11 protein-coding genes, 1 tRNA gene and 1 pseudogene are annotated in these 14,117 nt (G+C 51.3%); 11 read left to right on the forward strand and 2 right to left on the reverse strand.

Going from position 1 to position 14,117, the window contains the following annotated elements:
- Positions 1 to 125: 125 nt before the first annotated feature.
- Positions 126 to 1,274, forward strand: coding sequence for an acyl-CoA dehydrogenase (locus ACFWUB_RS07470; RefSeq protein WP_020311647.1), 1,149 nt, complete (start codon positions 126 to 128; stop codon positions 1,272 to 1,274).
- Positions 1,275 to 1,571: 297 nt separating this feature from the next.
- Here ACFWUB_RS07470 and ACFWUB_RS07475 read toward each other — a convergent pair whose 3' ends face one another.
- A complete protein-coding gene (locus ACFWUB_RS07475) occupies positions 1,572 to 2,465 on the reverse strand; it encodes a ketopantoate reductase family protein (RefSeq protein ID WP_416183738.1) in 894 nt (297 codons plus the stop codon).
- A gap of 182 nt (positions 2,466 to 2,647) precedes the next feature.
- Between ACFWUB_RS07475 and ACFWUB_RS07480 the strand changes: the two genes are divergently transcribed.
- The 9 genes and pseudogenes from ACFWUB_RS07480 to ACFWUB_RS07520 all read left to right on the forward strand — a co-directional run bounded on the left by ACFWUB_RS07480 (position 2,648) and on the right by ACFWUB_RS07520 (position 12,029).
- Positions 2,648 to 4,609 carry a heavy metal translocating P-type ATPase gene (locus ACFWUB_RS07480; RefSeq protein ID WP_292298406.1) on the forward strand — a complete coding sequence of 654 codons (1,962 nt, stop codon included), beginning with the start codon at positions 2,648 to 2,650 and terminating at the stop codon, positions 4,607 to 4,609.
- Positions 4,610 to 4,932: 323 nt separating this feature from the next.
- Positions 4,933 to 5,205 (forward strand): hypothetical protein, encoded by a 273-nt coding sequence (locus ACFWUB_RS07485; protein WP_416183739.1) that lies wholly within the window; start codon positions 4,933 to 4,935, stop codon positions 5,203 to 5,205.
- A 152-nt stretch (positions 5,206 to 5,357) separates the two neighbouring features.
- Positions 5,358 to 6,473, forward strand: a complete 1,116-nt coding sequence (locus ACFWUB_RS07490) for an RNA-guided endonuclease TnpB family protein (protein WP_416183740.1) — start codon at positions 5,358 to 5,360, stop codon at positions 6,471 to 6,473.
- A 151-nt stretch (positions 6,474 to 6,624) separates the two neighbouring features.
- A pseudogene (locus tag ACFWUB_RS07495) lies at positions 6,625 to 7,830 on the forward strand (MFS transporter); the annotation flags it as partial.
- 365 nt (positions 7,831 to 8,195) lie between these two features.
- On the forward strand, positions 8,196 to 8,636 hold the full coding sequence (locus tag ACFWUB_RS07500) for an Hsp20/alpha crystallin family protein (RefSeq protein ID WP_020311850.1): 441 nt from the start codon (positions 8,196 to 8,198) through the stop codon (positions 8,634 to 8,636).
- A gap of 95 nt (positions 8,637 to 8,731) precedes the next feature.
- Positions 8,732 to 9,163 carry an Hsp20/alpha crystallin family protein gene (locus tag ACFWUB_RS07505; RefSeq protein ID WP_416183741.1) on the forward strand — a complete coding sequence of 144 codons (432 nt, stop codon included), beginning with the start codon at positions 8,732 to 8,734 and terminating at the stop codon, positions 9,161 to 9,163.
- A 95-nt stretch (positions 9,164 to 9,258) separates the two neighbouring features.
- Positions 9,259 to 9,687 carry an Hsp20/alpha crystallin family protein gene (locus ACFWUB_RS07510; RefSeq protein WP_416183742.1) on the forward strand — a complete coding sequence of 143 codons (429 nt, stop codon included), beginning with the start codon at positions 9,259 to 9,261 and terminating at the stop codon, positions 9,685 to 9,687.
- 323 nt (positions 9,688 to 10,010) lie between these two features.
- Positions 10,011 to 10,658, forward strand: coding sequence for a cupin domain-containing protein (locus tag ACFWUB_RS07515; protein WP_074502902.1), 648 nt, complete (start codon positions 10,011 to 10,013; stop codon positions 10,656 to 10,658).
- Positions 10,659 to 10,697: 39 nt separating this feature from the next.
- Complete coding sequence (locus ACFWUB_RS07520) at positions 10,698 to 12,029, forward strand: anaerobic nitric oxide reductase flavorubredoxin (protein ID WP_416183743.1); 1,332 nt, start codon at positions 10,698 to 10,700, stop codon at positions 12,027 to 12,029.
- A 227-nt stretch (positions 12,030 to 12,256) separates the two neighbouring features.
- Here the strand turns inward: ACFWUB_RS07520 and ACFWUB_RS07525 are convergent.
- Positions 12,257 to 12,330, reverse strand: a tRNA-Gly gene (locus tag ACFWUB_RS07525).
- 320 nt (positions 12,331 to 12,650) lie between these two features.
- Between ACFWUB_RS07525 and ACFWUB_RS07530 the strand changes: the two genes are divergently transcribed.
- Positions 12,651 to 13,907, forward strand: coding sequence for an RNA-guided endonuclease InsQ/TnpB family protein (locus tag ACFWUB_RS07530; RefSeq protein WP_416183744.1), 1,257 nt, complete (start codon positions 12,651 to 12,653; stop codon positions 13,905 to 13,907).
- The last annotated feature ends 210 nt before the right edge of the window (positions 13,908 to 14,117 follow it).

Consider the following 14,117-nt stretch of genomic DNA (forward strand, 5'->3'; position numbering starts at 1 on the left):
GCAGACAGTATGGCAGCTTGCAGCCCGCGTTGTGCGGGCTGTGGGCTGTTCATGACGCTTTAAAGACGGCTCTGCCGTTTTTAAATAAAAACCATATATACAATCTTTTAGGAGGAAACTCAATCATGGAATTCAAACTTTCTGAATTACAGCAAGATATCGCAAATCTCGCAAAAGATTTTGCAGAAAAAAAATTAGCTCCCACTGTCAAAGATCGCGACGAAAAAGAAGTCTTTGACCGCGCTATCCTCGACGAAATGGGTACTCTCGGCCTTCTCGGTATTCCTTGGGAAGAAGAAAACGGCGGCGTAGGTGCTGACTTCCTCAGCCTCGCAGTTGCTTGCGAAGAAGTAGCTAAAGTTGACCCCTCCATCGCACTCAGCTTTGAAGTACACACTATGCTCTGCTCCTGGCCGATCTGGAAATTTGGCACAGCTGAACAGAAAGCTAAATTCCTCAAACCCCTCGCAGAAGGCACAAAACTCGGCGCTTTCGGCCTCACCGAACCGAATGCTGGTACCGACGCTTTGAACGGCTCCACAGTCGCTACGAAAAACGAAGATGGCAGCTACACCTTGAACGGCTCCAAAGTCTTCAACACCAACGGCGGCGAAGCTGACGTTACTGTCGTATTCGCTTCCACGGACAAATCCAAAGGCGCTAAAGGCATGAGCGCTTTCATCCTCGAAAAAGGCATGGAAGGCTTTACCTATGGCAAAAAAGAAGTTAAAATGGGTATCCGCGCTTCCGTACAGCGTGAACTCGTATTCCAGAACGTAAAAGTTCCGGCTGAAAACCTCCTCGGCAAAGAAGGCGAAGGCTTCAAGATCGCTATGATGACCCTCGACGGCGGCCGTGTTGGCGTTGGCGCACAGGCTCTCGGCATTGCTGAAGGTGCTTACAATGCAGCTGTTCAGTATGCTAAAGAACGTACACAGTTCGGCAAACCGATCGCTAAATTCCAGGCTATCAGCTTCATGCTCGCTGACATGAAACTCAAAATCGAAACGGCTCGCCTCGCTGTCTACAAAGCAGCTTGGAAAATGGCTCAGCCCGACGTTAAATCCTACTCCGTAGATGCAGCTATCGCTAAGAAATATGCTTCTGACGTAGCTATGCAGGTCACCACCGATGCTGTCCAGGTGTTCGGCGGCTATGGCTTCACTCGCGAATATCCGGTTGAACGCTACATGCGCGATGCTAAGATCACTCAGATCTACGAAGGCACCAACCAGGTACAGCAGATGGTTATCTCTGGCGCCATCCTCAGATAGTCAAAGAGTTTCCTAACAGAACTCTCCTCCTTTTGAAACACGTATAGAAATAGTATAAAACAGTATGAGATAAAACCGCTTACAAAGAGAGGCTGTCGCCGATGCGACAGCCTCTCTTTTTCGTATTTGTAATTTGCAGTTTGTAGTGGCTCCCCTGAGAAGGGGAGCTGGCCGCTCCAGGCGGTCTGAGGGGCCTTGCTACAGTAATGCGTAAGCCAGCCCCTAACCACTAGCCACGAGCCACTAACCACTTAACGGGGCTTTACACTGCGGCCTGCGGCGCCCGTATGGGCGCCCCTACACCAACGCCCGGTAACATTTCTCCGACATGGGCACGGGCACGCCGTACTGGCGGGCCAGGCGGATGAGGGCGCCGCTGAAGGTATCCAGTTCGCTCTGGTGGCCGGCGGCGATGTCCCGCTCGAGGGAGCTCGTGGCACCCATGTCGTCGCTGCCTAAGATGCGGTCGTACTGGTCGTCGACGATGTCGTCGGGCAGGGGGACGCCGGCGGCCTTGCCGACGTCATAGGCTTCCTGCAGGAGAGCCCGGAATTCTTCCCTGCCATGGAGCTGGGAGAGGGCGCCGCCGATGGATGTCCGATAGTACGCCGTCAGGACGTTATAAGCGCAGTTGAGGATGAATTTGCGCCAGATTTCGACGGTGATGTTCTCGGCGATGCAGCAGGTCAGGCCTGGATGGTTGAGGATGCCGTAGACTTTCTTCGTCGCATCGGCGTCGTCCGAGCCGATGTAAATACGGGCAAAGCGCCCTTCCTGGCGGATGGAGTAGTCTTCTTTATAAGATGACGTGATGTAGATGGCCGAATCGACGATTTTTCCGCGCTTCATGAGGGCCGCTGCCGTATCGTGGTAGGTGAAGCCGTTGAGGACGGGGACGACGATCGTATCGTCGCCGATGCAGGGCAGGACCGCCGTCAGAGCCGCTTCCAGGGAATAATTCTTGACGCAGACGAAGATGACGTCCTGGATGCCTGCCGAGGCGGGATCGTCCGTGACGGCCGGATGGGCCGTGTGGTCGCCGAAGAAGTCGCTGTGGACGACGAGGCCCTTTGTCTGGAGCGATTCTTTGCGCTTCCGCCGGGCAATGAGTGTTACGTCATCATAATTGGCACAGAGGACGGACGCGATATATCCCCCGACGCCGCCGATGCCGGTAATCATGATTTTCATAGTATCAACCCCTCTTTGAATAATCAAGTATACCTTATTATCGCACAGGCCCGGATAAACAGCAAATCGGTCAGGGTATGCCCAAAAAGTATATGAAGATAACATATGAACACTTGAACATATTTAACTTTAATGATATCATGAAGGCAAATAAAAAGTGAGTCCCTGAAGGAGGCATATCTATGGCAGAAGAATTTTTGAAAGACCAGGGCTGTTCCTGCTGCAACGGCCATCACGACGAAGACGAAGCCGTCAAACTGGATGCTGTCGGCACTTGCGGCTGCTGCTGCGGTGACGACGATAATGACGAAGAAGAAAGTCCCTTGTGGACCCTCGTCGCCGGGACGGTGCTCTTTTTAGTCACCTACCTGACCGGCATCATTCCCGATGATTTTTCCCTTCCCGCCTATATCATCGCCTATCTGTTCTTAGGCTACGGCGTCCTGCGGGAAGCTGGAGAAAACATCATGAAGCGCCAGCCTTTCGATGAAAATTTTCTCATGGCCGTGGCTACCATCGGCGCCTTTGCCATCGGTGACTATCCAGAAGCCGTCGCCGTCATGCTCTTCAGCCGCATCGGCGAAGCCATGGAAGACCGGGCCGTCAACCGCAGCCGCAAGCAGGTGGCCGCCGCCATCGATATGCGCCCGGAAGTCGTCCATCGCGTAACGGCCGATGGCTCGACGGTCACCATCCCGGCCAAGGACGCTGCTGCTGGTGATGTCGTCGTCGTCCGCGTCGGTGACCGCATCCCCTTGGACGGTGTCGTCATGGCCGGCGAAAGCCTCATCGATACGTCGGCCCTGACAGGGGAACCGGTTCCGGTCATCTGCCGGGAAGGCTCGGAAGTCCTGTCGGGCAGCATCAATACGTCTGGCGTCCTCCACGTCAAAGTGACCAAGCCCCTGGCAGAATCGATGGTCACGAAGATTTTGGAATCCGTCGAACGGGCAGCGGCGCGCAAGCCGAAAATCGACCGTTTCATTACGCGCTTTTCCCGCATCTATACACCGGTTGTCGTCGCCATCGCCGCGGCTACGGCCATCATCCCGTCCCTGGTGACCGGTCAGTGGCATTACTGGATTTATACGGCTTTGACTTTTCTGGTCATCAGCTGCCCCTGCGCCCTGGTCCTCAGCGTACCCCTGAGCTTCTTCGCCGGTATCGGTGCGGCGTCGAAACAGGGCATCCTCTTCAAGGGCGGTATTGCCATGGAACAGATGAAGCACATCGGCGCCGTCGTCTTTGATAAGACCGGGACCATTACCAAAGGTAACTTCGTCGTCCACCAGGTCGTTCCGGCCGATAACCGCAGTGCCGATGACGTCCTCTGCCTCTGCGCGTCGGCAGAACAGGCGTCGAACCATCCCATTGCCCGCAGTGTTGTCGCCCAGGCCTGTGAACAGGGCCTGAGCCTGACCGAGCCGTCGGAAATGGAAGAAATCGCCGGGCAGGGCCTGAAAGCCCAGGTCGGCAGCCATAGCGTCCTCTGCGGCAACCGCCAGCTCATGGACGGGCAGCATATTGCCCTGCCGGCCATGGACGACGTCGAATACGGCTCGGAGCTATACGTCGCCATTGACGGGGCTTATGCCGGCCGCTTGGTCATTTCGGACACCATCAAAGAAGATGCGGTTGACGCCGTCAAGGCTATTTCCCGCATGGGCATCACGACGGCCATGCTTACCGGTGATTCTCAGAAAGCCGCAGATTACATCGCCTCTAAGACGGGCATCGACGACGTCCGGGCCAAACTGCTGCCGCAGGATAAAGTCAATCAGATGGATGCCCTGCGTAAGCAATATGGGCCGGTCCTCTTCGTCGGCGACGGCATCAACGACGCGCCTGTCCTGGCCGGTGCCGATGTCGGCGCTGCTATGGGCAGTGGTGCCGATGCAGCCGTCGAAGCGGCTGACGTCGTCTTCATGCAGTCCCGGGTCAGCGCCGTACCGGCAGCACTCCACCTGTCCCGGGAAACCATGAAGATTGCCATGGAAAACGTCGTCTTTGCCTTAGGCGTCAAAGGCGTCGTCATGATTGCCGGGTTTGCCGGTTATGCTTCCATGTGGGCTGCCGTCTTTGCCGATTCCGGCGTCGCCGCCCTTTGTGTCCTCAATTCGGTACGCATGCTTTACAAAAAATAAAGTCTTTCTGGAAAATTGGTAATAAAAACGTTTAACTAAATTGAAAATATAACGTTTAACGAAAGAAAATTTAAAAATATTAATAAAATACCTTGACAACCAGCCTCTTTTCAGGGATAATAGGCACATCACACAAACAGAGCACTGTGAAAGCAGTGCGGATATAATGACGATGAACGGGTAAAAGACGAATCCTGATCCTCTTCAGAGAGCCGGCGGTGCTGTGAATCCGGCGAGGTGCAATCGTCCGACTTCGCCCGGGAGTTTCTGTACCGACTCTTTTTCTAGGGAATTGAGGTACAGACGCAATCCCGCGTTATAGGATGTCTGTCAAAGACGTTGAGTATAATGACAGGGTGGTACCGCGAATCATCGCCCCTGTTGCTCCGCTGGAGCAGCAGGGGTTTTTTATATCCCCTGAGTGTGACTCGTACAGTATTCATTATCAAATTATTTCTTGGGTATTTTGGTATTCATGTAAAGAGGTATTGGCTATGGAAAAAGCAATGGGTAAGATCATGACCGCTGCAGTTGAAACGCGGGCTGCTGCCGGCACGATGACAAATTTCCGATGGAAAATCGCGTTTTTAACCTGATTCTGCAAGAAGTCTCCCGCCTCTTTAGGCGGTGAGATGAATTGCAGGTTTTTCTGAGGGCTCGATGCCATCAGAAAAACAATGGCTTCACAAGTTGATTTGCAGTATAATCAGTAGTAAGAGTGAAAGGATTTGGAAAGTCAAGGCAGGTGATGATAGTGAATAAGGCATACCGATACAGAATCTATCCGACAACGGAACAGAAAATTACGTTTGCCAAGACCTTTGGGTGTGTCCGATTCATCTACAACAAGATGCTGAGTGACCGCATTGACTATTATAAGGAAACCGGCCAAAAGCTGAATAACACGCCTGCGCAGTACAAGGAAGAATTCCCTTGGTTAAAGGAAGTAGATAGTTTAGCCCTTGCCAATGCCCAAATGAACCTGAATAAGGCCTACAGCCACTTTTGGAATGACAGCAAGCATTTCGGCAAGCCGCGCTTCAAGTCAAAGAAAAATTGTCGTGCTTCGTATTCTACGAACAACCAGAAAGGCTCTGTCCGAATCGAGGGCCATAAGGTGAAACTGCCGAAAGTCGGCTGGGTGAAACTATGCCAGCATCGTCCCTTGCCGGAGAACAGTATCATAAAGACCGTGACCATCAGCAAGACGCCATCCGGAAAGTACTATATCAGTATGCTGGTGGAGTATGAAAACCAAATACTCCCTGTCATACCGAAGACCTTCCTGGGCCTGGATTTTGCGATGCACGGCTTGTATGTGGCTTCCGATGAGGATGAGGCTAAGTATCCCGATTTCCTGCGAAAGGCAGAGAAGAGATTGGCTAAGGCACAGCGGAAGCTATCCCAAAAGCAGAAAGAAAGTCATAACAGAGAAAAACAAAGGCTGCGTGTAGCTATTCTCCATGAGAAAGTGGCCAATCAACGGCAGGATTTCCTGCATAAGAAGGCTCGCTACCTTGCAGACCGCTATGATGTCATTGGCATTGAGGATATTAGCGTCAAAGCGATGGCAAAGCGGAAAAAGGGTGGCAAGTTCAGTTTTGGCAAATCCGTAGCTGACAATGGCTGGAATCTGTTCACGAACATGCTGGAATATAAGTTGGCTTGGCAAGGCAAACAGCTTATCAAGATAGACAAGTGGTATCCAAGCAGCCAACTGTGCCATGTTTGCGGATATCAGAACCACGAAACCAAGGACTTATCTGTAAGGGAATGGGATTGCCCGAAATGTGGCAGTCACCATAATCGCGATAAGAACGCTGCCATAAATATTCGGGAAGAAGCCAGGCGGATATCTGCCTGACGTAATCCATAAAATACCGTGGGGCGCACGGGAATCTACGCCTGTGGAGAGAGTGTAAGCCGCCGCAACTCTTTGGAGTCAGTAGCGCTGTTCTCGTTGAAGCAGGAAGCTCCCGCCTCTCTAGGCGGGAGTACGTTCACTCAGTTTCGTCGCTTACATGGACCGCGTCAACCTTTCCGTCGCGACGCCGGTCATCATGCAGGAATTCGGCTTCACGAAAATCGACATGGGCTTCATTCAGACCTGTTTCTTCGCCAGCTACGCTTTGATGCAGGTCCCTGGCGGTATCCTGGCTGAAAAGTTCGGCATGCGCAAGACCGGGGCTTTCGCCATCCTCTGGTGGTCCGTCTTCACGGCCTTGACGGCTTTAGCTAAAGGCAAGATCAGCTTTGCCGCCGTCCGCCTGGCTTTCGGCCTCGGCGAAGGCCCTGTCTTTCCGTCCTTAGGGGCCGCTACCTTTACATGGTTCAATAAACACGAAAAAGGCAAGGCCAGCTCGTCCATCCTGTTAGGGACCTTCTTCGGCCCCGTCGTCGGCCCGGTCGCAACGGTCGCCCTCATGGGGCTCTTCGGCTGGCACGCCGTCTTCATCATCTTCGGTCTCGTCGGCGTCGCCCTGGCCTGGGTATGGCACCGCTTCGCCTGCGACAATCCGGCAGACAGCCCCTATGTCAATGCTGAAGAAGCAGCATACATCAACGAAGGCCGTTCGGCTGACTCCCTGAAGAAAGCCGTCGCTCCCTGGCATAAGTTCCTCCGCTCGACTCAGTTCTGGGCTGTCGGCATCCAGTTCATGGTCGTCGACTACATCATGTACGTCTTCCTGGCATGGCTGCCCATGTACCTGACTGAAGTTCACAACATGTCCTTGAAATCCATGGGCTTCTGGGCTTCCTGCCCTTGGATCGCACTGATGGCTATGGTCTTCCTGGCCGGCTTCGTTTCCGACAAGATTGCCAATGGCAGCCACAGCGAAATGCAGTATAAGATGCGCACCGTCACGGCTATGGCCGGCGTCGCCGTTACATCCCTCGGCCTGTACATCGCATCCCATACGGCTGACCCGGCCATGAACATCTTCTGGATGTCCGTTTCCCTCGGTGCCTTGGGCTTTGCTATGAGCGCCAGCTGGTCTTCCGTCATCTCCCTGGGTGGTAAATACACCGGTTCCGTTTCCGGCTGGATCAACCTCTGGGGCAACATCGGCGGCGTCCTGGCTCCTATCGTCACGGCCTTCTTCGTCACCAACTACGGCTGGAACAACGCCTTCACGGCAACGTCCCTGTTCGGCATCATCGCCATCGTAGCCTGGATCTTCGTAAAACCGGGCAAACAACTCGTCCCGCAGGATAAGTAATTTAGTGGCTCGTAGGGGCCGTCCCAAAGGGCGGCCCGCCGTTCGCAGGCCGCCGTTCGCAGACCGCAGACCGCGTTCTTTGCCTCCCTTAACAGGGGAGGTGGCCTGAAAGGGCGGAGAGGTTTCTTTTACTAGCCCCTAACGGCTAGCTGCTAACCACTAAAAAGTGCTGTCGTTTACGCGACAGCACTTTTTTTAAAATTTTTTATTAGCACTCACTTGACAAGAGTGCTAATAGGGTCTATGATATAGCTGTAATCAGGAAGAGGTTACAGAGAGATAAGCAAAAAGGTCAAAAGAACAGAACTGAAAAGAAGGTTCACTCATAGCAACAATGAACGATGTGTTGAAAGAGGGTAATGATTATGATGAAAGGTTTATTTCCAGTTGTAACGAACAGTGATTTTGTATTCCCTGATACGATTTTTGACAACTTCTTCAACAGCTTTGAAAATCCGACAGAAGGCAACTACCGCGTCCCGCAGGTAGATATCGAAGATACCGATAAGGCCTACATCCTGACGACGGACCTGCCGGGCATTGCCAAAGAAGACATCAACGTCAGCTACAACGATGACATCCTGACTTTGACGGCTAAACACGAAGAAAAGAAAGATGAAAAAGACGATAAGAAGAAATATATCCGCAAAGAACGCAGCAGCCATACGTTCTGCCGTCAGTTCACGGTCCGCAACATCCAGAAAGATGGCATCCAGGCAGCCTTTAAAGACGGCGTCCTGACCGTAACCCTGCCGAAAGAAGACCCGAAGAAAGTGGCTGAAGCCCACCGCATTGAAGTCAAATAATTGTAGGGGCGCCCACGTGGGGCGCCCGCCAAACTCCCTTGTATTCAATGTTTGATATATGGTGTTCAAACTTACGTAAAAAGGAGGCATGACTTATGAATAGCTTATTCCCAGTTGTTGATAATGGATTTTCCGTTCCCGATGTTTTTGATAACTTCTTCAATCGCTTCATGTGGCCGAGTGAATTCTCCAGCACGATGCCGAAAGTCGACATTGAAGACAAAGGCAGCGAATACGTTATGACCGCTGATCTGCCGGGCGTCCAGAAAGAAGACATCCATCTGAGCTACGACAACAACGTCCTGACTTTGGCTGCCAGCCACAACGAACAGAAGGATTCGCAAGACGAACAGCACAACTACATCCGCAAAGAACGCAGCAGCCATACGTTCTGCCGTCAGTTCACGGTCCGCAACATCCAGAAAGATGGCATCCAGGCAGCCTTTAAAGACGGCGTCCTGACCGTAACCCTGCCGAAAGAAGACCCGAAGAAAGTGGCTGAAGCCCACCGCATTGAAGTCAAATAATTGTAGGGGCGCCCACGTGGGGCGCCCGCCAAACTCCCTTGTATTCAATGTTTGATATATGGTGTTCAAACTTACGTAAAAAGGAGGCATGACTTATGAATAGCTTATTCCCAGTTGTTGATAATGGATTTTCCGTTCCCGATGTTTTTGATAACTTCTTCAATCGCTTCATGTGGCCGAGTGAATTCTCCAGCACGATGCCGAAAGTCGACATTGAAGACAAAGGCAGCGAATACGTTATGACCGCTGATCTGCCGGGCGTCCAGAAAGAAGACATCCATCTGAGCTACGACAACAACGTCCTGACTTTGGCTGCCAGCCACAACGAACAGAAGGATTCGCAAGACGAACAGCACAACTACATCTGCAAAGAACGTTCGAGTTCGTCCTTCTGCCGTCAGTTCCCTGTCACAGGTATTCAGAAAGAAGGTATCCAGGCTGCTTTCAAAGATGGCGTCCTGACCGTAACTCTCCCGAAAGATGCCCAACAGGCACAACCGACCAACACCATTGAAATCCAGTGAGGATGAAAAAAAGACCTACCGCATACACGGCAGGTCTTTTTTTAGTGGCTAGTGGCTAGCAGTTAGTGGCTAGCAGCTCGTAGAGGCAGGCCTCAAGGCTCCCCTAATAGGGGAGCTGGCCGCCGAAGGCGGTCTGAGAGGTTGATTTAAAGCTATCTGCTAACCGCTGACTGCTGGCTGCTAAAAATAGGCATCGCTTAATGCGACGCCTATTTTTTTTATAATTGAGAAATTCTATTATCTGTTGTAATTACAACAGACATAATGATGAAAAAAACGTATACTTAACACATCGAAGGGAAAGAAAAAACGAGGTGAGTGGAATGAAAGAAACGAAAGGCCATATCTTTTCTATCAGCCGTGATAATGCCCCAGTGGCCGGCTGTACGATTTCTAAAGAACTGGTCAATGAAGCCCAGTATCAAGTCTTTTACTTTTCCCTGGCTGCCGGTACGGACATCAGTCCGGAAATCTACAGGCAGGCGAAACTCCTCTATGTCGCTGACGGTACGCTGACCGTTCACTGGCCGGGGGAAGAACATAATCTGGTGGCTGGTCAGGCCATCATCGCACCGCCGTCCGTACCCGTTGGCATGAAGAGCCGCGATGGGGCGGTCTATACGGAACTTACAGTAGAGGAGGAATTCCTTATGAACATCGATGCAGGCAAGATTTTCTCTTTGGCAGGCCTCGTGCCTTATCAGGATGGTAAGATCATCAACCGCGACATTATCCAGTCGCCTAAAGTCAAATTCGTCGTCATGAGCTTCGGCGCCGGCACAGGTCTTTCGGAACACGCTGCTCCCGGTGAAGCCTTGATTTTTGCCCTGGAAGGCAAAGCCGTCATCCGCTATGAAGGCGAAGATCATGAAATCAAGGCCGGCGAAAACTTTGCTTTTGCCAAGAACGGCCGCCATGCCATCACTGCCGATGGACCTTTTAAAATGGCATTGCTGCTTACGTTAGAATAATTTTATCATATAGAGATAACTGAAAAGGAGACAATCATCATGGGTAAAAAAATTACAGAAAAAGTGACTTGGGTAGGTAAAATCGACTGGGAATTGAACGAATTCCACGGCCATGAATATTCGACAGAAAAGGGCTCTTCGTACAACTCCTACTTGATCCGCGATAAAAAGACGGTCCTCATGGATACGGTCTGGAAACCCTTTGACGACGAATTCGTCGCTAACCTGAAGAAGGAAATCGACCTCAAAGACATCGACTATATCGTCATGAACCACAATGAAAACGACCACAGCGGCGCTTTGCCGGCACTGATGCGGGAAATCCCGGATACGCCGATTTACTGCACCAAGAAAGGGGAAGCCATCCTGCGCGGCCTCTATCACCAGGATTGGAACTTCGTCAACGTCAAGACCGGCGATACCCTGGACCTGGGCGACAGCCAGCTCGTCTTCATCGAAGCCGCTATGCTCCATTGGCCGGATACGATGTTCACTTATATGACCGGCGAAAACATCCTCTTCAGCAACGACGGTTTCGGTCAGCACTATGCCAGCGAAAGAATGTACAATGACTGCGTAGACCAGGCAGAACTCTATCAGGAAGCCATGAAATACTATGCCAATATCCTCAACCTCTACAGCCCCATGGTTACGCGGAAAATCGATGAAATCCTCAAGATGGGTGTCCCGGTCAACATGATTTGCCCGAGCCACGGTGTCATCTGGCGCAAAGATCCCCTGAAAATCGTCGCCAAATATCAGGATTGGGCCAAAGCTTACCAGGAAAACCAGATCACCATCATTTATGATACGATGTGGAATTCCACGCGCCGCATGGCTGAATGCATCGCCGAAGGCCTGCGCGAAACGGATCCGACGCTGACAGTGAAACTTTTTAACTCCGCTGTCGATGACAAGAACGACATCGTTACGGAAGTCTTCAAATCGAAAGCCATCCTCGTCGGCTCGCCGACCATCAACTATGGCTTCCTCTTCTCCATCGGCGGCATCATGGAAATGATCCGCGGCCTGAAATTCAAGAATAAGAAAGCCGCTGCTTTCGGCAGCTATGGCTGGAGCGGTGAAGCTGTCAAACAGATTACAGCTCTCCTCCAGGGTGCCGGCTTCGACGTCGTCAACGACGGCCTGCGCTGCCAGTGGAACCCGGACCAGGCAACCCAGGAAACATGCCGCCAATACGGTCGTGATTTCGCAGCAGCCGTCAACACTTCCGAAGCCAAGGAAGATGAAGTCCAGACCGAACTCGGCGATTACAACAACGACGAACAGATCGGCAAGGCTGCTAAAGAACATTTCGAAGATTGGGAAAAAGATGCCCGTGAAGGCGTAAAAGGCGGCTATGCCGGCTAAGTAGGGAAAGTGGCTCGTGGTTCGTGGCTAGTAGTTAGTAGCTCGTGGCTAGTAGCTGGCTACTAGCTCTTGCCTCCCCTTATAGGGGAGGTGGCCTGAAAGGCCGGAGAGGTTGCTTTAAATTTAAAGTGATAATACTTGCGAACCGGATTTGTGTGAGCGGGCGCCCCACGTGGGCGCCCCTACAAAAAAAGGCTGTCGCACATGCGACAGCCCTTTTTTTATTCTGGAGCGGATGAAGGGAATCGAACCCTCGTACCAAGCTTGGGAAGCTCGTATTCTACCACTGAATTACACCCGCATGAACTTTTACTTGTTCATTTTACCAGTATTCATGCGGTTTGTAAAGGTTTTCGAAGAATTTTCTTGAAATACTGGTAAAATAAGGCCTCACGGCCTTTTATAATGGTTAACAATAGGCGGAAAAGCAGATAAAATCTAGCTTTTTCCGCCTTTTTTTATCACAGTTTCGCCAGAAGACTCCTTCCTCTTAGGTAGGGGATGAATGGCGATGGATTTCGCAGGTTCGATGCCTGCGAAATCCACCCTATGTCATTTCTGTCTTAGCCTTTTCACCTCGGCTACGGTATAATGGTAGATAACAGAGGAGGTGAATCCTAGATGTACTTGACGCAATCGAATGTCATCCGCGGCTTGTCGAAACAAGAGTATACGATGCTCCGGGAAATGTGCCAATACAGCAATAACCTGTATAATGTAGCAGTCTATACGATTCGGCAGCATTACTTCGACACCCAGCAATTCTTGCGGTACGAAGAAAATTACCCCATCTGCAAGGGAAATGAAAACTATGGCTTGTTGCAGGCCGGTGTTGCCCAGCAGATATTGAAGATGGCCGACCGCAGTTTTCGTTCTTTTTTTGGGTTTTTGCAGAAAGTCAAGTCCGGTGACTATGGTTCAAAGGCTGTTCGCCTGCCATACTATCGTGAAAAAAGGGGCCTCTTCAGTCTCATCTTGTCCACGAACGCCATCAACATTAAGAATAGCTTCCTGACGGTACCAATGAGCCGGGAATATGCGAAACGCCATAACGGGCATCGGATTCGGATTCCTGTTCCCGACAGACTGAAGGATAAGACGATTCAGGAAGTTCGCATCTGTCCCATGTATGGCGGACGGTATTTCAAGATTCAGTATTGCTACTTACAGGACCCCGAACCGGTGAAAACCTCGCCAGACCGTGTCCTGGCTATCGACTTGGGCCTGGACAATCTGGCCGCCTGCGTTACCAATACAGGGACGTCGTTCCTCATGGACGGTCGTAAACTCAAATCTATCAACCAGTATTGGAACAAACGCAAAGCCAGACTCCAAAGCATTGCCGCCAAGCAGGGCCAGAAGACGACGAATCAGCTCTGTCAGTTAGCGAAGAAACGCAATTTCCGGATGCAGGACATCCTTCGCAAGACAGCCCGTTACATTGTTAATTTCTGCATTGACCATCAGATAGGGACCCTTGTCTGCGGTTATAATCGAGATTTCAAACGAGGACTAAAACTGGGCAAAGTGACGAATCAGCATTTCACCCAAATCAGCCTGAGCTATCTGCGTAGTACCTTGAAACACCTGTGTGAACGCTATGGGATAACCTATCTGGAACAGGAAGAATCCTATACCTCTCAGGCCAGCTGCCTGGATTTGGATGATATTCCCGTATACCAGCCGGATGCCCCCTATACAGGAACGTTCAGCGGGAAACGAATCCAGCGCGGCCTGTACCGTTTCGCCAACGGCAGGACGGCTAATGCCGACATCAACGGCGCCGCCAATATACTTCGTAAAAGTAAGCAGAACTTCGATTTCGAGGGACTGTGTAAAGGGCTTTTGGACAGCCCTTTGAGAATAAGGCTATCCTGATTTCAGGAGGAAACTTAAACAGCAACCTTCTCACGAATCTCCCGCTTCTATAAGCGGGAGAGGTTCAATGATTTTCTGAGTAATTGTTTTACTGTACATTTTCGCTGATTTTTAGTGATTTTTCTTCAAAAGGGGTGCAGGAGGGGTGCAGTTTGACCCTGAATACAAGCTCTACATTTATGGAATACAAGCTTTAAAGGGCCTATAAAC

The organism is Megasphaera sp. (genome assembly GCF_047831605.1).
Classification (GTDB): Bacteria; Bacillota; Negativicutes; order Veillonellales; family Megasphaeraceae; genus Megasphaera; species Megasphaera intestinihominis.